This window comes from Pseudomonas sp. SA233 (assembly GCF_054792385.1).
This window is the reverse complement of sequence record NZ_CP096449.1, coordinates 3,500,918-3,522,338: the sequence shown is the minus strand read 5'-3', so window position 1 is coordinate 3,522,338 and position 21,421 is coordinate 3,500,918. Positions and strand designations below refer to the sequence as shown.

The following is a 21,421-nucleotide window of genomic DNA, read 5'->3' as shown; positions in this document are numbered from 1 at the left end:
AAGATGAGGCAAGCGCGATGACCGTGAAAATTTCCCACACTGCCGATGTTCAGGCGTTCTTCAAGGAAGTGGCCGGCCTGGGCCATGCCGAAGGTAACCCACGCTTCAAGCAGATCATCCTGCGTGTGCTGCAGGACACTGCACGCCTGGTCGAGGACCTGGAAATCACCGAAGACGAGTTCTGGCATGCCGTCGACTACCTCAACCGCCTGGGTGGCCGTAACGAAGCCGGCCTGCTGGCGGCGGGCCTGGGCATCGAGCACTTCCTCGACCTGTTGCAGGACGCCAAGGACGCCGAGGCCGGCCTGACTGGCGGCACCCCGCGCACCATCGAAGGCCCGCTGTATGTGGCAGGCGCGCCGCTGGCGCACGGTGAAACGCGCATGGATGACGGCAGCGACCCGGGCGTGGTGATGTTCCTCCAGGGCCAGGTGTTCGATGCCGAAGGCAAGCCGTTGGCCGGCGCCACCGTTGACCTGTGGCATGCCAACACCCAGGGCACCTATTCGTACTTCGACACTACCCAGTCCGAATACAACCTGCGCCGGCGCATCATCACCGATGCCGAAGGGCGCTACCGCGCGCGCTCCATCGTGCCGTCGGGGTACGGTTGCGACCCGCAGGGGCCAACCCAGGAATGCCTGGACCTGCTCGGTCGCCACGGCCAGCGCCCGGCGCATGTGCACTTCTTCATCTCTGCGCCTGGGCACCGCCACCTGACCACGCAGATAAACCTGGCCGGCGACAAGTACTTGTGGGATGACTTTGCCTATGCCACCCGTGACGGGCTGGTCGGCGAGCTGCGCTTTGTCGAGGATGCTGCGGCAGCGCGTGCTCGCGGCGTAGAGGGTGAGCGCTTTGCCGAGCTGGCGTTCGACTTCCATCTGCAGGCGGCCAAGGCGCCAGACGCCGAGGCACGCAGCCACCGCCCGCGTGCTTTGCAGGGGGCCTGAGTGGTGTTATCGCTCCGGTTGTAGAGGTCGTTGTGGGAGCGGGTTTACCCGCGAAGAATGCGACACGGTGTATGGCACCGGCTGTGCCGGTGTTCGCGGGTGAACCCGCTCCCACAGGGGCCTGCTAAATCAATGAGTGATGTGTTTGTGTTGGTTTTGCCTGGGCCTTTCCGTGCGGGGAGGGCCTGGGCTTTTTGCTGACAGGGGCGGTTGATCTAGAATCCGCCTTTTTACCCGAGCCCCTCACCATGCTGCCCATCGAACTGTTGGCAACCACTGCCGACCAGGCCCCGCTGATTCGCAACCTCTATCAGTTCTACGCCTACGAGTCCTCGGACTGGGAGCAGGAAGACGTCGAAGTGGACGGCCGCTTCTATATCCATGACGAGCACCTGCAACGTTACTGGGGGGGCGATGGCTGGGGCGCGTACCTGGTGCTGGCAGACGGTTTCATCGCCGGTTTCGTGCTGGTCGAACGCAGCGAGCTGCCGGGCATCGACGCGTTCGAACTGGCTGACCTGTTCATCCTGAAAAAGTACCGCCGACAGGGCATCGGCCGGGCGGTGGCATTGCAATTGCTGGGCGGCGAGGGCGACTGGTTGATGCGCTGTTACGCACAGGACATGCCTGCCGTGGCTTTCTGCAATGCCGTGCTGGCCGAGCTGTCGCGCCCGGCGCAGCCCATAGCCCTGGATGACGAACCGGGCTTGCTCAATTTCCTGGTCACGGGCGCCCGCCATTGAGGGGGTTGCCAGCCTTCGTTCGCTAATTGAAGGGATCGTGGCTTTTTGTGAGCTACTTCACAAAGTCGTCGTCGAAGGCATAATGCCACCAATCCTTTTCATGCCTTTCGAAGGCCCAGGTAAAAGTCATGTCGCTAGTCGCAAGCCCCGACATCATGTACCGGCTGTTGATCCAGAGTGTGGTGGACTATGCCTTCTACCTGCTCACCCCCGAAGGTATCGTCGCCAACTGGAACCCCGGCGCCCAGCGCGCCAAGGGCTACCTGGCCGAGGAAATCGTCGGCAAGCACTACTCGTTGTTCTACACCGATGCCGAGCGCGCCGCCGGGCTGCCGGCGCTGAACCTTGAGCAGGCCCGCAGCACCGGGCGCTTCGAAGAGATCGGTTCGCGCCTGCGCAAGGACGGCACGGTCTTCCATGCCCATGTGGTGATCGACGCGGTGTACGACGATGCCGGGCAACTGGTGGGTTTTGCCAAGGTCACCCGCGACATTTCCGAGCGTCACCGGCAAGAGCTGGAACTGCTGCAGGCCAAGGAGCTGGCCGAACAGTACAGCCAGGAAATGGCCAAGCTGTCGCAGTTCCTCGATTCGGTGATTGCCAACATCCCCGCCAGCGTCATTGTCCAGGACCTGGAGAGCCAGCGCATCCTGCTGGCCAACCAGCAGGCCGAACGCCTGTTCGGCGGGCCGCAGCGCAGCATGATCGGGCAGTTGCCCGGCGAGTGCCTGGCACCGGGCGTTGCCGGTTACCTGGAACAGCAACTGGCCCGTGGGGCCCGCAGCACCAAGGGGCATGCTGCCGAAACCCGGGTCGACACGGCCTGTGGCCCACGCACCCTGCGCAGCCGCACCTTGCTTAGCCAGAACCGTGAAGGCCAGGCCGACTATGTGTTGTTCGTTGCCGAAGATGCCACCGAAGAGCTGGCCGCCCACGCGCAGATCCACCACATGGCGCACCACGATGCGTTGACCGGGCTGCCCAACCGCACCCTGTTCAACGAACGCCTGCGCCAGGCCCTGGTGCGTGACAGCGAGCACGCCAAGCTGACCGCCGCACTGTGCCTGGACTTGGACAACTTCAAGAACATCAACGATTCGCTGGGCCACGCCTTTGGCGACAAGCTGCTGCGCGCGCTGGGCAAGCGCCTGCGCCGCGAGCTGCGCGAGCACGACACCCTGGCCCGCCTGGGCGGCGACGAGTTTGCCGTGGTGCTGACCGGCCTGGAAGGCCGGGAGGCCGCATGCAACACTGCGCAGCGCCTGATCAACGCGATCTGCCCACCGTTCCAGATCGAGGGGCACCAGTTCACGGTGGGGGTGAGCATCGGCATTGCCATTGCGCCGGATGACAGCGACCAGGCCGAGCAACTGCTGGGCTACGCCGACATGGCGCTGTACGAGGCCAAGCGCAACGGTCGCAACCGCTACGAGTGCTTCAGCGTCGAACTGGACGTCGCCGCCCGCCAGCGCCGCCTGGTGGAAACCGACCTGCGCACTGCGCTGCACCTGGGCCAGTTGCAGCTGCACTACCAGCCGGTGGTCGACCAGCAGACCAGCAGCGTTACCGGCTACGAGGCGTTGCTGCGCTGGGAGCACCCGACCCGTGGCATGGTCATGCCCATGGACTTCATCCCCATCGCTGAGGAAACCGGGCTGATCCACGAACTGGGCACCCGGGCGCTGAACCTGGCCTGCCAGGAGGCGGCCAGCTGGGACAGCGAGCAGACGGTGTCGGTCAACCTGTCGGCAGTGCAGTTCAAGAATGCCAACCTGGTGCACACCGTGGCCCTGGCGCTGGCCGACTCCGGCCTGCCGCCACAGCGGTTGGAACTGGAGGTCACCGAGTCGGTGCTGCTGGGCAACAGCGAGGAAAACGTGCGTACCCTGCGTGCACTGAAGGACCTGGGCGTGTCCATTTCGCTGGACGATTTCGGCACCGGATACTCCTCGCTGGGTTACCTGCGTTCGTTCCCGTTCGACCGGATCAAGATCGACAAGTCGTTCGTGCATGACATGTGCGACAGCCGCGAGGCAATGTCGATCATTCGCGCCATTACCGACCTGTCCAACAGCCTGATGATCAAGACCACGGCCGAGGGGGTGGAGTCGGAGGAGCAGATGCGCCGGTTGGTGGCGGAGGGGTGCTCGCACTTCCAGGGCTACCTGTATGGGCGACCGGCACCGGCGAACGAGCGGTTGAAGCAGGTCGTGACGCCGGCATAGTGCCCTTGCGCGGGCCTGCAGAATCACCGCAGCCGATCGGCCCGGCGCAGTACCTGTGGGAGCGGGTTCACCCGCGAAGCAGGCGACACGGTGGCTGGCACCGGCTGCGCCGGTGTTCGCGGGTGAACCCGCTCCCACATGGGCAGTGCAAGCTTTCAAGGCTTGATCAAGGCTTAGCTGTTCCAGTCCGGCGCAAACGCGGGGCTCACCACCCGCTGGTCCTTCGGCAACCCGGCGATCGCCGCGCGGTCCTCGTCATCCAGTTGCACGTTCGACGCTGCCAGGTTGGCCAGCTGGTTCTCGCGGCTGCCGGCCTTGGGGATCACCGCCACGCCGTCCTGGTCCAGCAACCACTTCAGCGCCACCTGGCTGGGCAGTACGCCATGCTTGCGGGCGATCGCCTGGATCACCGGCTGCGCCGCCGCCTGCCCACGGACCAGCGGGGTGTAGGCGGTGAGCAGCAGGTCGTGGCGGCGGGCATAGTCCAGCAGCGGTTGCTGGCCGAGCAGCACGTGGTATTCCACCTGGATCGCCGACAATGGCGCGCCCAGGGTTTCCACCACCTGGCGCAGCAGCCCCAGCGGGAAGTTGGCCACGCCGATGCTGCGCGCCTTGCCCTCGTCACGCAGGGCCACCAGGGTTTCGATGCTGCGGGCCAGGTCCCAGTCCTGGCTGGGCCAGTGGATGTGGAACAGGTCGACCTGCTCGGTACCCAGGGCGCGAAGGCTGTCCTCCAGCGACTGGCGCATGGCCTTGGGCGTCAGGCGATCCCACCATACCTTGGTGGTCAGGTGAATCTGCTCGCGCGGTACATCGCTTTCGCGCAGTGCCTGGCCGACGGCGGCTTCGTTGTCATAGGCAGTGGCAGTGTCTATGTGCCGGTAACCCAATTCAAGCGCCTGGCGCACGGCCTGGGTGCACTCGCTGCCGGTCATTGGCCAGGTGCCCAGGCCGATCGCGGGCAGGGCCAGGCCGTTACGGGTGGTGAGCCTTTGCATGTAAATTCCTTGTAGGGTGTGCAGGGTTCGCATTCGATGGTCGGCGATCAGCACGGCACGGGCCATGCGCGTGGGGCGGAAAGTGGTCGATCAGCGAACAGAAATTGCAGTCGGCCTTGGCTGGCGGCGATTGAACTTCCTTATTCTTCGGCATCTCTTCTAAAATTCGAGCTGTTGCATCCGCCAGGCTATGCCTGCGCGGCCTTCCCTGGGCGCCGCATCCAGCCGCGCCGTCATCGAGAGTGCCATGAGTTCCAGCACACCGCTGTCCGGAGTCAACCAACCCCTGCGCGGCATCGCCCTGGTGGTGGTGGCGACGTTCCTGTTCGCCAGTCACGATGCCCTGTCCAAGTTCCTGGGCGGTCTGTACCCGATCATCATGGTGGTGTGGGCGCGGTATGTGGTGCACACGCTGCTGATGGCCGGCATCTTCCTGCCCAAGGCCGGCCTCAACGTGCTGCGCACTCGCCGCCCTCTGTTGCAGACGTTACGCGCCCTGAGCCTGCTGAGTACCAGCCTGCTGTTCACCACAGGCCTGCAGTACCTGCCACTGGCCGAGGCCACGGCGGTCAACTTCCTTGCCCCGGTGCTGGTCACTGCGCTGTCGGCGCCACTGCTGAAGGAGCGGGTGACGGTGGGGCAGTGGGTGGCGGTGGTGATGGGCTTCATCGGCGTGCTGGTGGTGGTGCACCCGGGCGGGGCGATGTTCACTCCGGCCATCCTGTATCCGTTTGGTTCGGCGCTGGGCTTCTGCTTCTATCAGTTGCTGACGCGCATCCTGGCCGCGCACGACAGCCCGACCACCAGCAATTTCTATGCGGGGTTGTGCAACACCCTGGCGATGAGTGCGTTGGTGCCGTTCTTCTGGGAGATGCCGCGTTGGGACCATGCGCTGCTGATGCTGGCGCTGGGCGGCTTTGGCATGACGGCGCACCTGCTGCTGACCCAGGCCTTCCGCCATGCGGCACCTGCCTTGCTGGCGCCGTTCAGCTATTGCCAGATCGTGTTCGCCGGGTTGCTTGGGTTGGTTGTCTACAGCCAGGTGCCGGACACCCTGAGCCTGGTGGGCATCTCGGTGATCTGCCTCAGCGGGCTGGGGGCGGCGTGGATGCAGCGGGGTAAGTAGAAGCTTTACCGCTGTTATTACAGCTACAGCACTGACCTGTAGGAGCAGCCTTGTGCTGCGAAAGGGCCGATGTGGCAAAAGAAATTCTGTGGCGGTACTGGCCTCTTCGCAGCACAAGGCTGCTCCTACTGGCCGGTGCTGTGCCCGAGCATTTGCGCTATATCAGTGAAGGGGGCCTCAAACGCGACCCTTCAACAGCGCCTGCAACGAATCGTCAAAGTCCCGCAGCGCATGCGCCTGCACCGCCCGCTCATCCTCGATCACCCTCGCCACATCGCCCAGACTCTTGCTTGCCCGCCCCTCAGCGCGGCCGATATAGGTCAGCTGGTCATCGAAAAAGCGCGCTACTACCCGGCTTTCGATCTCCGCACTGGCCAAACGGCTTTCGGTGTCCAGCAGCACGATCACGTCCGGGTGGTCGCCCAGCAGTGTGTCCAGGTCATCATAGAAAGTCACTTCGGCAAACTGCTGCGCCAGTGATCGCGCCAGCCAGTCATACGCCTGGCTTTCGCTGCCCAGGGTCGCAACAGGGACACGCTTGCCCTGGGCCGGTGCGCCTGCCTGGGTGCGATGGCTGCCGAGGTATTCGAGGGTCGCTTCGGCATCACGCCCCAGCAGTACCGCCACCCGTTGGCCAGTGGCCAGGGCGACACTGGAAATGGCCGTGGCCGAATAGAAGTGCCCGTAAGGCTGCGTGTCGGTAGCTGCCGGGCTGGCACAACCGCCAAGGGCGGCCAGCAAGGCGAGCAGGGCAGCGATCATGCCGGTTTTCATGGGAGGCCTCATCAATCGGTGAATGCCGCCATCTTCCGCCCGGGCTGGCTGCAGCGGAACTTGATGGCATTCATGGTGGCTATCGATGAGGTCGATGCATCACTGCGTGGCCATGAACTGCAGGATGCGCTCGCGCAGCCAGCGCTCGGCCGGGTCATTGTCCTGGGCACCGCTCCAGACCATCGACAGTTCGGCCTCGGTGATGTCGAACGGCGCCGGATCGGCGCGCAGGCTGCCGTCGTCGGCCAGGGCGCAGGCGGCATAGTCCGGCACCGTGGCGATCAGCTCGGTGTTGCGCAGCAGGGCGCGCAGGCTGCCGAACTGCGGTACCGCCAGCACCACCTTGCGGCAGCGGCCGATGCGCGCTAGGTCGAGGTCGATATTGCCGCTCATGTCACCGGAGAACGACACCATCACATGCGGGCGGGCGCAGTATTCGTCGAGGGTCAGCGGGCCCGGGCGGTCATCGGCGCGCAGCACCCGCACGCCGATGTTGCGCAGCTTGCGGCGCTTGGCTGTGGCCGGCAGGTCCGTGGTGTAGCTCACTCCCACCGAAATTTCGCCGCTGGCCAGCAGCCCCGGCATCAGCAGGAAGTTGGCCCGGCGCACCACCACACTGATATTCGGGGCCTCTTCGCGCAGCGCCTGCAGCAGGGCCGGGAACAGGCCGAATTCGGCATCGTCCGACAGGCCCAGGCGGAACACGTTGCAGCTGTTGACCGGGTCGAACTCGCGGGCGCGGCTGATGGCGGCGGAAATCACATCCATGGCCGGCCCCAGCTCGGCGAAGATCTGCATGGCCCGTGGCGTGGGCTCCATGGCCCGGCCGTTGCGGATCAGCAGCGGGTCGTCGAACAGCTCACGCAGGCGGGCGAGGGCGGCGCTGACGGTGGACTGGGTAATGAACAGCTTTTCGCCGACCCGGGTCAGGTTGCGTTCGATCATCAGGGCTTCGAACAGTACCAGCAGGTTCATGTCGACGCGGCGCAGGTCGTTGCGATTCATGAGGGTACGGGTTCCGGGTTGGAAGGGTTGGCGTTGTATTGGAGCATGCGGACAGCTTGGTTGCCTTGTATGGATGTGCCGGCCTGTTCGCGGGCTCGAACCTGACAGAGCCAAGCTATCGCCCCTCAATAGGCACTCTATTAGAACTCTGCCCAAGCTCGGCTAGTCTTTCCCCTGGCCCCGCGAATTCTGCCAGCGGGCGGCATGTCAGCACCTGTGTGCAAGACCACGCCAACCCCGTCATGACAGCTTCGCAAGCCCCGTGTAGACCTGATGAGGGGTAGCACGAGCCCACGCGCTCGGCTGAAAGAACACCTGGCATAGACCGGAAATCTGGATAACCGACCCAAAGGTACCCGCAGATGTCGAACGAATCGAAATGCCCGTTCCATCAAACCGCAGGTGGCGGCACCACCAACCGTGACTGGTGGCCTGACCAGCTCAACCTGAGAATTCTTCATCAACATTCCTCCAAATCCGACCCGATGGACCCGGATTTCGATTATGCCAAGGCGTTCAAGAGCCTCGACTTCCAGGCGCTGAAGAAAGACCTGACCGCCTTGATGACCGACTCCCAGGACTGGTGGCCCGCCGACTTCGGCCATTATGGCCCGTTGTTCATCCGCATGGCCTGGCACAGCGCCGGTACCTACCGCATCGGCGATGGCCGGGGTGGTGCGGGCTCTGGCCAGCAGCGCTTCGCCCCGCTCAACAGTTGGCCGGACAACGTCAGCCTGGACAAGGCCCGGCGGCTACTGTGGCCGATCAAGCAGAAGTACGGCAACAAGATTTCCTGGGCCGACCTGATCGTGCTCACCGGCAACGTCGCCCTCGAATCCATGGGTTTCAAGACCTTCGGCTTCTCTGGCGGGCGTGCCGATGTGTGGGAGCCGGACGAAGATGTGTACTGGGGCTCGGAAAAGGTCTGGCTGGGCGGTGACACCCGCTACGGCAAGGCCCAGCCGCCCGGCAAGGGCGACCTGGTGGCGGAACCGGCCAAGCGCCCCGAGGAGCAGGGACGTACCCTGGAGGGCGAGCGCAACCTGGAAAACCCGCTGGCCGCCGTGCAGATGGGCCTGATCTACGTGAACCCGGAAGGCCCGGAGGGCAACCCCGACCCGGTAGCCTCGGGCAAGGACATCCGTGAAACCTTCGGCCGCATGGCCATGAACGATGAAGAAACCGTTGCGCTGATCGCCGGTGGCCACGCCTTTGGCAAGACCCACGGTGCCGGCCCTGCCGACAACGTCGGCCCCGAGCCGGAAGCAGCAGGCCTGGAGCTGCAGGGTTTGGGCTGGGCCAACAAGTTCGGCAGCGGCAAGGGTGGCGATACCATCACCAGCGGCCTGGAAGTGACCTGGACTTCCACCCCCACCCGATGGAGCAACGAATACCTCAACAACCTGTTCAACTTCGACTGGGAACTGACCAAGAGCCCGGCTGGTGCCCACCAGTGGCGGCCAAAGGAGGGCAAGGGGGCAGGCACCGTGCCGGATGCCCATGACCCGGCCAAGCGCCACGCGCCTTCCATGCTCACCTCCGACCTGGCGCTGCGTTTCGACCCGATCTACGAGCCGATCGCCCGCCGCTTCAAGGATAATCCTGACCAGCTGGCGGACGCCTTCGCCCGCGCCTGGTACAAGCTGATCCACCGCGACATGGGCCCATTGGCGCGCTATCTGGGCCCGGAAATGCCCAACGAAGAGCTGCTGTGGCAAGACCCGCTGCCAAAAGTGGATCACCCGCTGGTAGGCGAGCAGGACATTGCCGCGCTCAAGGCCAAGGTGCTGGCGGCGGGCCTGAGCGTTGGCGAGCTGGTGGCCACTGCCTGGGCAGCGGCGTCGACCTTCCGCGGTTCGGACAAGCGTGGCGGGGCCAATGGTGGCCGCCTGCGCCTGGCGCCGCAGAAGGATTGGGCGGCGAACCAGGGCACAGGCAAGGTGCTGGCGGCGCTGGAGAAAATCCAGGCCGAGTTCAATGCCGGTGGCAAAAAAATCTCCCTGGCCGACCTGATCGTTCTGGCCGGTGGCGCCGCAGTGGAAAAGGCTGCCAAGGACGCCGGGCACAACGTCAGCGTGGCGTTCCGCCCTGGGCGTGTCGATGCCTCCCAGGCGCAGACCGACGTCGAGTCGTTCGCCGTGCTGGAACCGCTGGCCGATGGCTTCCGCAACTTCACCAAGGCCCGCTACAGCGTCAAGGCCGAGAAACTGCTGCTGGACAAGGCCCAATTGCTGACCCTGACCGCGCCGGAACTGACCGTGCTGATCGGCGGCCTGCGTGTGCTCGGCGCCAACCATGGCGGCAGCCAACAGGGCGTGTTCACCGACAAGGTCGGTACCCTGAGCAACGACTTCTTCCGCAACTTGCTGGACATGGGCGTTGAGTGGAAGCCGACCTCGGCGGATAACGAAACCTTCGAAGGGCGCGATCGCAAGACCGGCCAGGTGAAGTGGACCGGTAGCCGGGTTGACCTGGTGTTCGGCTCCCATGCCCAGTTGCGGGCATTGAGCGAGGTGTACGGCAGCAGTGATGGCCGGGACAAGTTCGTGCGGGACTTTGTCGCGGCCTGGGTAAAGGTCATGGAGCTGGATCGCTTTGACCTGAAATAGCTTCGTCAGAAATGGGGGCGCTTTGCGCCCCTATCGCGACACAAGGCCGCTCCCACAGGTTCGGCGCCGCATGTGGATTCGGCGCTGGCTTGTAGGAGCGGCCTTGTGTCGCGACAGGGCTGCAAAGCAACCCCATGCTATCCGGGGGCTGGACCATTTCAAACTTCCTGTGCAAGCTGATGCACGACAGTGATTGCACACAGAAGGTGATCGTTCTTGAACCCCGAATCCATGCTGGCGGCATTGCCAGGCTACGCCATGTCGGCCGAGTCGATCCGGGTGCTGCCCGATGCCAAGGCCTACCGTGCCTGCCTGCTCGAGCGCATCCGCGCCGCAACCCGGCGTATCGTCATCGTTGCGCTGTACCTGCAGGAAGATGAGGCTGGCCAGGAAGTGCTGGATGCCTTGTACCAAGCCAAGGCCGCGCGGCCCGGGCTGGAAATCACCATCGTGGTGGACTGGTTCCGTGCTCGCCGCGGCCTGTTGGGCGCCGGGCGCCAGCCGGGTAACGCCGCCTGGTACCAGGCCCAGCGCCAGCACCATGGGCTGGATATCGTCATCCATGGCGTACCTGTGCAGACCCGCGAGCTGTTTGGCGTGTTGCACCTGAAGGGCAGCATCATCGACGACTGCGTGATCTACACCGGCGCCAGCCTTAACAACGTGTACCTGCACCGTTTCGACCGTTACCGCCTGGACCGCTACCACCTGTTCCAGTCACCAGCGCTGGCCGACGCCATGGTCGGGTTGGTGCGTCGCCTGCTGCACCACACCGCCACACCGCGCCTCGACCTGCCGGCGCCACCCTCCACCCGCAGCCTGCGCGGCGACATCCGGCGCTTGCGCGCGCGGCTGCGGCGCATGGCCTATGAGGCTCCGGCCAGCGGGGCGGGGCAGGGCCTGCGGGTTATCCCGCTGTTGGGTGTGGGCCGTGGCAACCCGCTGAACCGTGCAGTGTGCGCCTTGCTGGCGGCGGCACGCACGCAGGTCATCATCAGCACGCCGTATTTCAACCCACCCCGGGTGCTGATGCGCGAACTTGACCATGCCCTGGCGCGTGGCGTGCGGGTGGAACTGATCGTTGGTGATCGCACGGCCAACGACTTCTATATCGCCCCCGGCGAGCCGTTCAGTGCCAGCGGCGCGTTGCCCTACCTGTACGAAGACAACCTGCGTGCCTTCACCCGACGTCGCCACGCTGCGATTGCCAGCGGCCAGCTGCAGGTGCGGATCTGGAACGACCCCGGGCATACCTTTCATGCCAAGGGCGTGTGGGTCGACCAACGCTATTCGTTGCTGACCGGTAACAACCTGAATCCGCGCGGCTTCAATCTGGACCTGGAGAACGGACTGCTGATCGATGACCCGCAAGGGCAATGGCTGGGGCCACGGGAAGCAGAGCTGGCCGAGCTGCGCCGGCATGCGCCGAAGATCGGCTCGGCAGAGGAGTTGGGCGCCAAGGCCGAGCACCCCAAGGATGTGCGCAGGTTCCTGCGGCGGCTGCGCTATAGCCGGCTGGAGCCGCTGATCAAGCGGGTGCTCTGAGGGATTTACGCGTTTTTGTGGGAGTGGCCTTGTGTCGCGAAAGGGCCGCAAAGCGGCCCCAGACGTTGGTGTTGCTACCAAAATTGCCGGGGCTGCTCTGCAGCCCTTTCGCGACGCAAGGCCGCTCTCATAGAACTGCACATAACTCATTGAATTAGCAGGGACCCTGTGGGAGCGGCTTTAGCCGCGAACACCGGCGCAGCCGGTGCCATGCACCGCGTTGGATTCTTCGCGGCTAAAGCCGCTCCCACAGGGTACGAGGATCGCTTGCGAATTCAGTTATCTGTGCGACAGCGCAGCCCAAAGGGCTGGGCAATCTTCCACAGTGACCGCAGTCAGGCTGCTGCACCTTTGGCCTCAGCCACCTTTGTTTCCTGTTTGCCCCGCGGCTTGAGCCGCGACACCGCAAACAGCACCACCGCCAACCCGACGACCTGATACAGCGAAATCTCCTCGCTCAGGATCGCCCACGATGCCAGCACCGTCAGCACCGGCCCCAGGTTGCCCACTGCCGCAGTATGGGTCGGCCCCAGGCGCTGTATCGCCAGCGCCACCCAGTAGATCGGCAGCACCGTGGAAAACATCGCCATCAACCCGGCATTGGCCCACACTGCGCCCGGCAACTGCCACAACTGCCCGACCGGTGCCACCACCAGGTAATGCGCCAGCACCATCAGCGAGGACGCAGTACCGCACAGCCCGGCCAGGCGCATCGAGCCCATGCGCTTGAGCATCATTCCGGTGCCGGAGTAATACAGCGCGTAGGTCACTGCACTGGCGAACACCCACAGCGAGCCCAGCACTACCTGCTGGCCAGCCCCGGCCACACTGACGTCGTGGACAAAGGCAATGCCCAGCCCCAGGTAGCACAGGCCCATGGCCGACAAGGTGCGCAGGCTTGGCCGCTCACGCAGGGCGATGGCCTGGAACACCAGCACCAGGGTCGGGTAGGTGAACAGAATCAGCCGCTCCAGCCCGGCGCTGATGTACTGCAGGCCATAGAAGTCGAACAGGCTGGCCAGGTAGTAGCCCAGCAGCCCGAGCAACGCGACACGCAGCCCATCGCCCAGGTTGAGCGGTGCGCTGCCCTGACCACGGCTGGCCCATACCAGCCAGGCGAACATCGGCAGCGACAGCCCCATGCGCAATGCCAGCAGGCTGATGGCGTCCACCGGCCCTGCGGCATAGGCGAGCTTGACGAAGATGGCCTTGAAGCTGAAACCCAGGGCCGCCAGCACGGCGTAAAGGGCGCCGCTTTGCAGTTGGCGCTGGATCAGGCTGCGTAATGCGTTCATGGGGTACCCGCGGCAGAAGAAAGACAGGGTTATTCTGAACTGAAGGCAGCCCCACTAGCAGCGCTTTATCGAGGAATTGGCGATGAACCTGGCCATGCTGCCCGAACAGCCGCCGTGCGCGCCGAGCAGGAGCTGCCGGCGCGTCGGGTGGCCCTGGCGGAAAGCTGGGCCACCCTGGAGCTACGTTTGTGTTTCCGCGACTGGGAGCGCCTGAGCTCACATGGGCGGCAACTGGTGAGCTTTTTGTCCGGGCAACGGCTTACTGCGCCGGGGCCAGGCGCATACCACTCACCTGCACCTGATCACCGGGCTTGAAGCGGGCATTGGGCGAGCGATAGCGCTGGGTACTGCCGTCGTCATGGCGTACCACGTACGCTGCATCGCTGTGCCCGCTGCCTTGTTGCACGGCGGCGCCGCCAAATGCACCCAGGGCTGCACCGACGATGGCGCCGAACGGGCCACCGAGCGCGGCGCCGACCATCAGGCCGGTGACGCCCCCGGCGCCATAGCCCACCGTGTTGTCGGGGCTTTCCGAGAGCACCTCGTCGGCGCAGGCGGGCAGGGCGATGGACAGGGACATTGCCAGAGGGAGGAGGATATTTCTCATGATGGTTATTTCCGCAAGGCAGGTAGTGGCGAAAGAGAATGGTTCAGCTTTCGTGCCAGCTGGGCAGCCCCTGCAGATGGGCGTGTTGCGCTGGTGCGTTGTCATAACGACAGCGGTTTTTGTGGTGCAAATGACACGCTGATGTCAATATGACATTTCACCCGCATGGGTATTGGCCAGGGCTGGGCTATCATTTGCAGGCTGATGGTGCAAGGCTCCTCTGAAAAGTCATCACGAGCGCATACAATCGGGCCTTTTCCTCGTTAACCAGATAGGCCAATCCGTTTATGGCGCTTGATCCATCCACGATGCTGACTATCTCGATCGCCCTGGCTGCCGCGGCTGCGTTGTACCTGGCGATCGAGTGGCGCAGCGTTCGCGAGCCGTCGCTGCTGTTCTGGAGCGCAGGCTTTGCCACCATCACGATTGGTTCCACCCTGGCCTTGCTGCGCGGCATCGGTTTGTTGCTGATCGGTATCTGGTTCGCCAACGGCTTGCTGGTGGTGGCGCATTGGTTCTTCCTGATGGGCGTGTTGCGCTTCACCCAGGTGCGGCTGTCGCGTATCTGGTTATTGGTGGTGCTGGTGTGGTTCGCCTTGCTGCTGTTGCCTGTGGGGCCGCAGTGGTCGAAGGTGATGCTGATGGTCAACTCGTTGCTGGTGGCGCTGTTGACGCTCAAGGCCAGCTGGCTGTTGCGGCCGCATGGCAAGTCGCTGAGTGTCGGCGCGGTGCAGTTGCGCTATGTGTTGCTGGTTCATGGGTTGTTCTATGTGGCCAAGGCGATCATTGCGATCACACCGGGTACGCTGATTGACCTGGCCACCTTCGGTGGGTTGATCATTCAGGTTTCGTTGGTCGAAGGTGCGATGGCGATCATGCTGATTGCCTTGTCGATGACCGGCACCGTGCGCTACCGCCGAGAGGAGCGGATTGCCCGTCTGGCAGCCCGTGACCCGTTGACGGCGCTGTACAACCGGCGCGCACTGGAGGTTCGGGCGGGGCCTTTCTTCAAGGCAGTGGATTCAACGCAGCCCGGGGCCTTGCTACTGATCGACATCGACAACTTCAAGCTGGTCAACGACCTGCACGGGCATGTTGCAGGGGACCGCTTGCTGATTGCCCTGAGCGAGATGATTCGCACGGTGCTGCCCGAGCGCTCGCTGGCGGCGCGGCTGGGCGGTGATGAGTTCGTCATTCTGCTGTGTGGTGCGAGCAGCGAGCGGGTCATGGAACTGGGTGGACTGCTGCGCGAGCAGTTCCAGCAGTATGCAAGCAAGACGGTGCCTACGCCGCAGCCGGTCACCTTGAGCATCGGCGCCAACCTGTTCGACCAGCCGCCGACGAGCCTGGCGGCCTTGATCGAACAAGGGGACGTGGCGTTGTACCAGTCCAAGCGCGGTGGGCGCGACAGCATCCGCTTCGTCGAACGGCCGATGGCCGACCTCAGCCAGTAGCAGTTTTGCCTTTGCTTCTGCTTTTGCCTTTGCCTTTGCTTTTTGCTTTTGCTTCTAAGCGCGCGATAGTTCAGGCGCCGCCGATTGCGACTTCAGGAGGCCGAGCGAAGGGACTGCGCAGGGAGGTGACGGGCATGGATGCCCGTCAAGCGCTGAGGCCCCATGGATGGGGCCTGCAGCGCGTACTCCCGGGAGCAGGCCCGTAGCGAGGGGACCCCGGAGCGAAGCGTAGGGGCCGGATGATGGGAGCCGACGGTTTTTGGTTCCTTTTTGCCACGACAAAAAGGGACCCGCCGTAAGGGCGGAAAGGTGACTCAGCGCCAGCATCGCGAATGAATGTCTACTAGATGTGAAGGCCCACATCCAAAAAGCCAAATAGCTGCAGGCCCCATTCATGGGGCCTCAGCAAGAATGGCGAATCAGGTCACCACCTGGTAGCACGGTACATACGCCGCGCCGCCCGGCAACTTCATTCGGTGCTGGTCGACGAACGCCTGCAACAACCGGCCCAGTGGGTCCAGCACGGCGCTGTCGCCACGGATCTGATACGGCCCGTGTTCCTCGATCAGGCGGATGCCCTTGTCCTTCACGTTGCCGGCGACGATGCCGGAAAACGCCCGGCGCAAGTTGGCAGCCAGTTCGTGGGCCGGCAGCTCGCGGCGCAGGTCGAGGTCGGCCATGGCCTGGTGAGTCGGGTCGAACGGGCGCTGGAAGCTCTCCTCGATCTTCAGCAGCCAGTTGAAATGGAAGGCATCGTTGCGCTCGCGGCGGAACTGCTTCACCGCCTTGAGCCCTTCGACCATGTGCCGGGCAACTTCCGCCGGGTCATCGATGATGATCTCGTACAAGCGATGCGCCGCCTCACCCAGCGTGGCGCCGACGAATGCGTGCAGCTGTTGCAGATACGGCTCGGCGCTGCGCGGCCCGGTGAGTACCACCGGGAACGGCAGCTCCTGGTTGTCCGGGTGCATGAGGATGCCCAGCAGGTAGAGGAACTCCTCGGCCGTGCCGGCACCGCCCGGGAAGATGATGATGCCGTGGCCGACACGGACGAAGGCTTCCAGGCGCTTCTCGATGTCCGGCAGGATCACCAGTTCGTTGACGATCGGGTTGGGCGCTTCGGCGGCGATGATGCCGGGCTCGGTCAGGCCCAGGTAGCGGCTGCCGTGCATGCGTTGCTTGGCGTGGGCAATGGTGGCGCCCTTCATCGGGCCCTTCATCACACCCGGGCCGCAGCCAGTGCACACGTCCAGCTTGCGCAGGCCCAGCTCGTGGCCGACCTTCTTGGTGTACTGGTACTCCTCGCTGCTGATCGAATGGCCACCCCAGCACACCACCATCTTCGGCTCCACGCCCGGCCGCAGGGTGCGAGCGTTGCGCAGCAGGTGGAACACGTAATCAGTGATGCCCTGGGAGCTTTCCAGGTCGATGCGCTGGCTGGCCAGCTCGCTTTCGGTGTAGACGATGTCGCGCAGGGCGCTGAACAGCATTTCACGGGTGCTGGCTATCATTTCGCCATCAACGAAAGCATCGGCCGGGGCATTCAGCAGCTCCAGGCGCACGCCGCGGTCCTGTTGATGAATACGCACCTCGAAGTCCTGATAGGCCTCGAGGATGGTCTTGGCATTGTCGACATGGGCGCCGGTGTTGAGGATGGCCAGGGCGCACTGGCGGAACAGGGTGTAAAGGCTACCGGTACCGACTTCACTCAGTTGCTGCACTTCACGTTGTGACAGCGTCTCCAGGCTGCCTTTGGGGCTGACGGATGCATTGATGACATGGCGTTGAGGCATCTAAGTCTTTCCTGTGCGGGTAAAACATCCTTCTTTGACAACACCATACCGAGAAATTTGGACGGCAACGAGGGGGGGCAACAAAAACCTCATCAGACCGAGCCGCCTGCTTCGCGGGTAAACCCGCTCCTACAGGTATCGCGTTGCTTTCAGAACCTGCGCCGTACCTGTGGGAGCGGGTTTACCCGCGAAGCAGGCGACTCGCTCTCAAGTCATCCCAACAGCCTCTGCACGGCCAGGGTAATCGCCACGCCACCAAACACCAGCCAGAGGTTGAGAATCGCCCCGGTGGCCAGGGCCCGCGGCCCGGCCTGGCGAATCTGGCTGAAGCGTGTCTCCATCCCCAGCGCGGTCATGGCCATGGTCAGGGCAAAGGTATCCAGGCTGTTGACCGCCTGCGTCACGCTACCCGGCAACACCTGCAGCGAGTTCACCAGTACCAGCGCGAGGAAGCCGAAGGCGAACCAGGGCATGGCGATGCGCCCGTTGCCCTGTGCCTGGCCCGGCTGGCGCGCGCGGCTGATCCAGAGGCCCACCACCAGCAGCACCGGTACCAGCAGCATCACCCGGGTCATCTTGACGATGGTGGCGATATGTGTGGCCTCGGGGCTGACGTTGCTGGCCGCACCGACCACCTGGGCCACCTCGTGAATGGTGCCACCCAGGAACAGCCCGGCGCCCATGGTATCCAGGTGCAGCCAGCCGGCATTGATCGCCAATGGGTAGAGGAACATCGACAGGGTGCCGAACAGCACCACGCTACCAACCGCCATGGCGCTTTTATGCGGTGCGCTGCGCAGGGCCGACTCGAAGGCCAGAACCGCAGCGGCGCCGCAGATGGCGCTGCCTGCGGCGGTCAGCAAGGCGGTATCGCGGTCCAGCTTGAACAGCTTCATGCCACACCACAGGCCAATCAGCAGGGTGCTGGACACCACCAGCAACGACACGATGAGCCCGGACCAGCCGACTTCGGCAATTTCCTGCAGGCTTACCCGCAGGCCGAAGAAGGCCACGGCAATGCGCAGCAGGCCGCGGGCGGAAAAGTTGATACCCGCTGCCCAGCTGGCGGGAACGCCGTCACGCAGTGCATTGCCGTAAAGCGCACCGGCGACGATACCGACGATCAGCGGGCTGATACCCAGGTTGGCGATGACGGGCAGGGCGGCCAACTGGGTGACCGCAAGCGCGAACAGCGCGACGAACAGGATGCCATTGAGCCGCCCTCGGGTAGAGAGGGTAGGTGCAAAGGCGGGGTTGGACGGAGCCGTGGCCATGTGAGTCCTCCGGAAAGGTGTTTCGACATGGCTTACGTTAATCTGGTTATAAGCTTATAAAAAATCGTAATTTGGGATGGCAAATATCCGTTTAGCTGATATTTTTTATTCATGACCCCAGAACAACTGATAACTTTCGCCACCGTCGCCGAGCACGGCAACATCAGCCATGCGGCCCAAGCCCTGCATTTGTCGCAGCCGGCGGTGTCTGGCCAGCTCAAACTGCTGCAGGAGGCATTTGGCGAGCCGCTGTATCAGCGCGCCGGCCGTGGTGTGCGGCTGACAGCAGCCGGCGAGCAATTGCTGGCCCATGCCGAGCGCCTGCGCGAAACCTTCAGTCAGGCCCAGGCACTACGCGAGGCCATGCGCGGGCTGGAGCGCGGTACCTTGCGCATCGGCGCCAGTACCACGCCGGCCAGCTACCTGCTGCCTTACCTGATTGCCGATTTCCATGCCCGCTACCCGGAGGTGCTGGTGAGCACTTCCAACGGCAATACGACAGAAATCGTCGCTGCGCTCGACAGCGTCGATATCGCCCTGATCGAAGGGCCGCCTGGGCAGGAGCTGCCATTGGGTACGGCGGTGACGGCGTGGCGGGAAGACGAGATCGTGGCCATCGTGCCACGTGGTCATCCGCTGGCTGGCAGTGACCGACAGACGCTGGCGTCGCTGGGGGCTTACCCGTTGGTGCTGCGCGAGAGCGGCTCGGGTGTGCGACAGATCGTCGAGCGGGCATTTGCCCGCAGCGGCGTGGCGATGCGCGTGGCGCTGGAAATTGCTGGCGTGGAAGGGGTGAAGGAGGCAGTGCGAGCCGGGATGGGGATTGGCTTTGTGTCGGCGATGTCGATCCGACATGAGGACGGGGCGTTGCAGCGGTTGCAGGTTATGCCGCAGGCGTTGGTGCGCCGGTTTTCCATTCTGGTGCCGCATGCAGCCACCCCGTCGCGGGCTGCGGCGCGGTTCCTCGAGTTGTGTGTAGGCCTTCAAGAGGTGGGGTGACACTACCGGCCTCTTCGCGGGCTTGCCCGCTCCCACAGGTTTCTCACGGTTCTGTGGGAGCGGGCGAGCCCGCGAAGAGGCCAGTGCAGGCACCCTCAATCTATCTTGAAGACATGCTTCAGATAGGCCACGAAGTTCTCATCCCGGCACTGTGTCTTGCCCGGGCTGTCGGAAATCTTGGCCACTGGTGCTCCATTGCAGGCCGTCATCTTGATCACGATATTCATCGGCTCCACGCCCGGGATATCGCAGGTCAGCCTGGTACCAATGCCAAAGCTCACATTGATGCGCTCATGCAACGCCCGGTACAACCCCAGCGCCTTGGCAAGGTCCAGCCCGTCGGAAAAGATCAGGGTCTTGCTCTTCGGGTCGATCCCCAGCCGCTCATAGTGGGCAATGGCCTTTTCCGCCCAGGCCAGCGGATCGCCCGAATCGTGCCGCAGGCCATCGAACAGCTTGGCGAAGTACAGGTCGAAGTCGCCCAGGAACGCGTCCATGGTAATGCAGTCGGTCAGGGCGATGCCCAGCAGCCCCCGGTACTCCCGCACCCAGCATTCCAGCGCGGCAGCCTGGCTGTCGACCAGGCGCGGGCCGAGTTGCTGGTGGGCCATGAACCACTCGTGGGCCATGGTGCCGATCGGCTTGAGCTGGTATTCGCGGGCCAGGTGCACGTTGCTGGTACCGACAAAGCGGCCCGGGAAGTCACGCTTCAGAATGTGCACCACCTCTTCCTGCACCCGGTAGGAGAAGCGCCGCCGGGTGCCGAAGTCGGCCAGTTGGAAACCGGCCAGTTCTTCGGCGCTGGCCTCGGCCTTCAGCCAGTCGAGGTTCTGATACAGGCGCTCGCGGACCTGCTCGATCACCACCTCGCGATAACGGTAGCGGTTGCGCACCTCGCTGATGATCGCCAGCAGCGGGATCTCGTAGAGAATCACGTGCAACCACGGCCCGCGCACGCGAATCGCCAGTTGCCCGGCATCATCCAGCCCCACCTGCACATAACGCAGGTTGAAGCGGAACAGGCTGAGAAAACGGATGAAATCCGGTTTGATGAACGGGATCTTCTCCAGGTAGGCGAGCTGGTCATGCGTGACGCTGACATCGGCCAGTTGCTCGACCTGATACCGGATTTCCGCCAGGTAAGGTGCGAGGTTCTCGCCGTTACGGCAGCGAAACTCCCATTCCACCTCGGCATTGGGGTAGTTGTGCAACACCGCCTGCATCATGGTGATCTTGTAGAAATCGGTGTCCAGCAGGTTCTGGATGATGCGTGGGCCGAAAACGCTGTCGCTCATGGGCGGTCTTCCTTGATCAGAGAGAGCTGGTAGTCGAGCGCGGCTTCGTCGCCGCAGAGGATCACGCCCTCGGCGGCCAGGGCGCCACATGCTTCGATGGCGCCTGCCTGGGTGAGGGCGCGGCAGGCCGGCAGGTACAACAGCACCTGGAAGCCGGCCTGGCGCAATTGGCGCGCAGTGGTCCTGACGCAATAGTCCAGGGCCAGGCCACCGACGATCACCGCGCCCACCTGCTGCACCTTGAGGTACTCGATCACCCCGGTGGAGCGGCGTTCGGCCAGGTCGTGGTAGCAGGCGCCGTAGGGGTGCAGGTCGGGCTCGACGCCTTTCCATACGAAATAGTCATAGTCGATGGGGGCCGGCAGGCCGGGCAGCAACTCGAAGCCGGGTGTGCCGGGCACGCAGTGGCTGACCCAGGTCAGGTCGGCGTTGGCCAGCTGCAGGGGCTGCAGCATGTGCGCGGGGTCGGCGACTACCCAGGCGGCGTTGGCCGGATGGGCGTCCTTGCTGCCCAGGCGCAGGTCGGCGCGTAACGCCATGGTATTAAGATCTACCGCGATTTCATCGCCTTCAGGAACCGGCAGTTCTTGTGGCACGTTGTTGGTGAAGCCGTTCTGGGCGTCGACATCGAAACTGGCGATCTTCATGGCGGTTCTCCTTGCTGACATGGCTATATAGTTCACCTGGTGTATTAAGTATGTCAAGTTCCATCTTGTTCGGGATTTG

At 63.9% G+C, this 21,421-nt stretch carries 17 protein-coding genes; 8 read left to right on the top strand and 9 right to left on the bottom strand.

Annotated elements, in window-relative coordinates; genetic code table 11:
- Window positions 1–17: 17 nt before the first annotated feature.
- The 3 genes from catA (at window position 18) to M1D87_RS16210 (ending at window position 3,921) form a co-directional block, all read left to right on the top strand.
- Window positions 18–953, top strand: a complete 936-nt coding sequence (gene catA, locus M1D87_RS16220) for a catechol 1,2-dioxygenase (protein WP_013973065.1) — start codon at window positions 18–20, stop codon at window positions 951–953.
- A 248-nt stretch (window positions 954–1,201) separates the two neighbouring features.
- Entirely contained in the window at window positions 1,202–1,696 is a 495-nt protein-coding gene (locus M1D87_RS16215) for a GNAT family N-acetyltransferase (protein WP_123084889.1), read from the top strand.
- A 128-nt stretch (window positions 1,697–1,824) separates the two neighbouring features.
- Window positions 1,825–3,921 (top strand): putative bifunctional diguanylate cyclase/phosphodiesterase, encoded by a 2,097-nt coding sequence (locus tag M1D87_RS16210; protein WP_123084888.1) that lies wholly within the window; start codon window positions 1,825–1,827, stop codon window positions 3,919–3,921.
- A 173-nt stretch (window positions 3,922–4,094) separates the two neighbouring features.
- On the opposite strand, the gene M1D87_RS16205 is transcribed toward M1D87_RS16210, so the two are convergent.
- Window positions 4,095–4,919, bottom strand: coding sequence for an aldo/keto reductase (locus M1D87_RS16205; RefSeq protein WP_123084887.1), 825 nt, complete (start codon window positions 4,917–4,919; stop codon window positions 4,095–4,097).
- Between the two features lie 247 nt (window positions 4,920–5,166).
- On the opposite strand from M1D87_RS16205, the gene M1D87_RS16200 reads away from it, so the two are divergent.
- Complete coding sequence (locus M1D87_RS16200) at window positions 5,167–6,045, top strand: DMT family transporter (RefSeq protein WP_015270753.1); 879 nt, start codon at window positions 5,167–5,169, stop codon at window positions 6,043–6,045.
- Between the two features lie 177 nt (window positions 6,046–6,222).
- On the opposite strand, the gene M1D87_RS16195 is transcribed toward M1D87_RS16200, so the two are convergent.
- A complete protein-coding gene (locus M1D87_RS16195; RefSeq protein ID WP_123084886.1) occupies window positions 6,223–6,819 on the bottom strand; it encodes a hypothetical protein in 597 nt (198 codons plus the stop codon).
- 99 nt (window positions 6,820–6,918) lie between these two features.
- Window positions 6,919–7,824 (bottom strand): LysR family transcriptional regulator, encoded by a 906-nt coding sequence (locus M1D87_RS16190; protein WP_013973059.1) that lies wholly within the window; start codon window positions 7,822–7,824, stop codon window positions 6,919–6,921.
- 362 nt (window positions 7,825–8,186) lie between these two features.
- Between M1D87_RS16190 and katG the strand changes: the two genes are divergently transcribed.
- Complete coding sequence (gene katG / locus M1D87_RS16185; protein WP_123084884.1) at window positions 8,187–10,433, top strand: catalase/peroxidase HPI; 2,247 nt, start codon at window positions 8,187–8,189, stop codon at window positions 10,431–10,433.
- 216 nt (window positions 10,434–10,649) lie between these two features.
- Entirely contained in the window at window positions 10,650–11,978 is a 1,329-nt protein-coding gene (pssA, locus tag M1D87_RS16180) for a CDP-diacylglycerol--serine O-phosphatidyltransferase (protein WP_123084883.1), read from the top strand.
- A 335-nt stretch (window positions 11,979–12,313) separates the two neighbouring features.
- Here the strand turns inward: pssA and M1D87_RS16175 are convergent, their stop codons facing one another.
- Window positions 12,314–13,273, bottom strand: a complete 960-nt coding sequence (locus tag M1D87_RS16175; protein WP_015270749.1) for a DMT family transporter — start codon at window positions 13,271–13,273, stop codon at window positions 12,314–12,316.
- A gap of 259 nt (window positions 13,274–13,532) precedes the next feature.
- Window positions 13,533–13,853: a hypothetical protein gene (locus M1D87_RS16170; protein WP_123084882.1), complete on the bottom strand. Its 321-nt coding sequence runs from the start codon at window positions 13,851–13,853 to the stop codon at window positions 13,533–13,535.
- Window positions 13,854–14,188: 335 nt separating this feature from the next.
- Between M1D87_RS16170 and M1D87_RS16165 the strand changes: the two genes are divergently transcribed.
- Window positions 14,189–15,334 carry a GGDEF domain-containing protein gene (locus tag M1D87_RS16165; RefSeq protein WP_038409787.1) on the top strand — a complete coding sequence of 382 codons (1,146 nt, stop codon included), beginning with the start codon at window positions 14,189–14,191 and terminating at the stop codon, window positions 15,332–15,334.
- A gap of 419 nt (window positions 15,335–15,753) precedes the next feature.
- Here M1D87_RS16165 and ppnN read toward each other — a convergent pair whose 3' ends face one another.
- The gene (gene ppnN, locus M1D87_RS16160) at window positions 15,754–17,127 is read right to left on the bottom strand and encodes a nucleotide 5'-monophosphate nucleosidase PpnN (RefSeq protein ID WP_054572595.1); all 1,374 of its coding nucleotides are present in this window, start codon (window positions 17,125–17,127) and stop codon (window positions 15,754–15,756) included.
- A 212-nt stretch (window positions 17,128–17,339) separates the two neighbouring features.
- Complete coding sequence (locus M1D87_RS16155) at window positions 17,340–18,401, bottom strand: YeiH family protein (RefSeq protein ID WP_061551670.1); 1,062 nt, start codon at window positions 18,399–18,401, stop codon at window positions 17,340–17,342.
- Between the two features lie 111 nt (window positions 18,402–18,512).
- Between M1D87_RS16155 and M1D87_RS16150 the strand changes: the two genes are divergently transcribed.
- Complete coding sequence (locus M1D87_RS16150) at window positions 18,513–19,400, top strand: LysR family transcriptional regulator (protein WP_421091846.1); 888 nt, start codon at window positions 18,513–18,515, stop codon at window positions 19,398–19,400.
- A 95-nt stretch (window positions 19,401–19,495) separates the two neighbouring features.
- On the opposite strand, the gene pncB is transcribed toward M1D87_RS16150, so the two are convergent.
- Both pncB and M1D87_RS16140 read right to left on the bottom strand, forming a co-directional pair.
- Window positions 19,496–20,695 carry a nicotinate phosphoribosyltransferase gene (gene pncB, locus M1D87_RS16145; RefSeq protein ID WP_123084879.1) on the bottom strand — a complete coding sequence of 400 codons (1,200 nt, stop codon included), beginning with the start codon at window positions 20,693–20,695 and terminating at the stop codon, window positions 19,496–19,498.
- Window positions 20,692–21,342 carry an isochorismatase family protein gene (locus M1D87_RS16140; protein ID WP_013973045.1) on the bottom strand — a complete coding sequence of 217 codons (651 nt, stop codon included), beginning with the start codon at window positions 21,340–21,342 and terminating at the stop codon, window positions 20,692–20,694. The genes pncB and M1D87_RS16140 overlap by 4 nt, the downstream gene beginning before the upstream one ends.
- Between the last annotated feature and the right edge of the window lie 79 nt (window positions 21,343–21,421).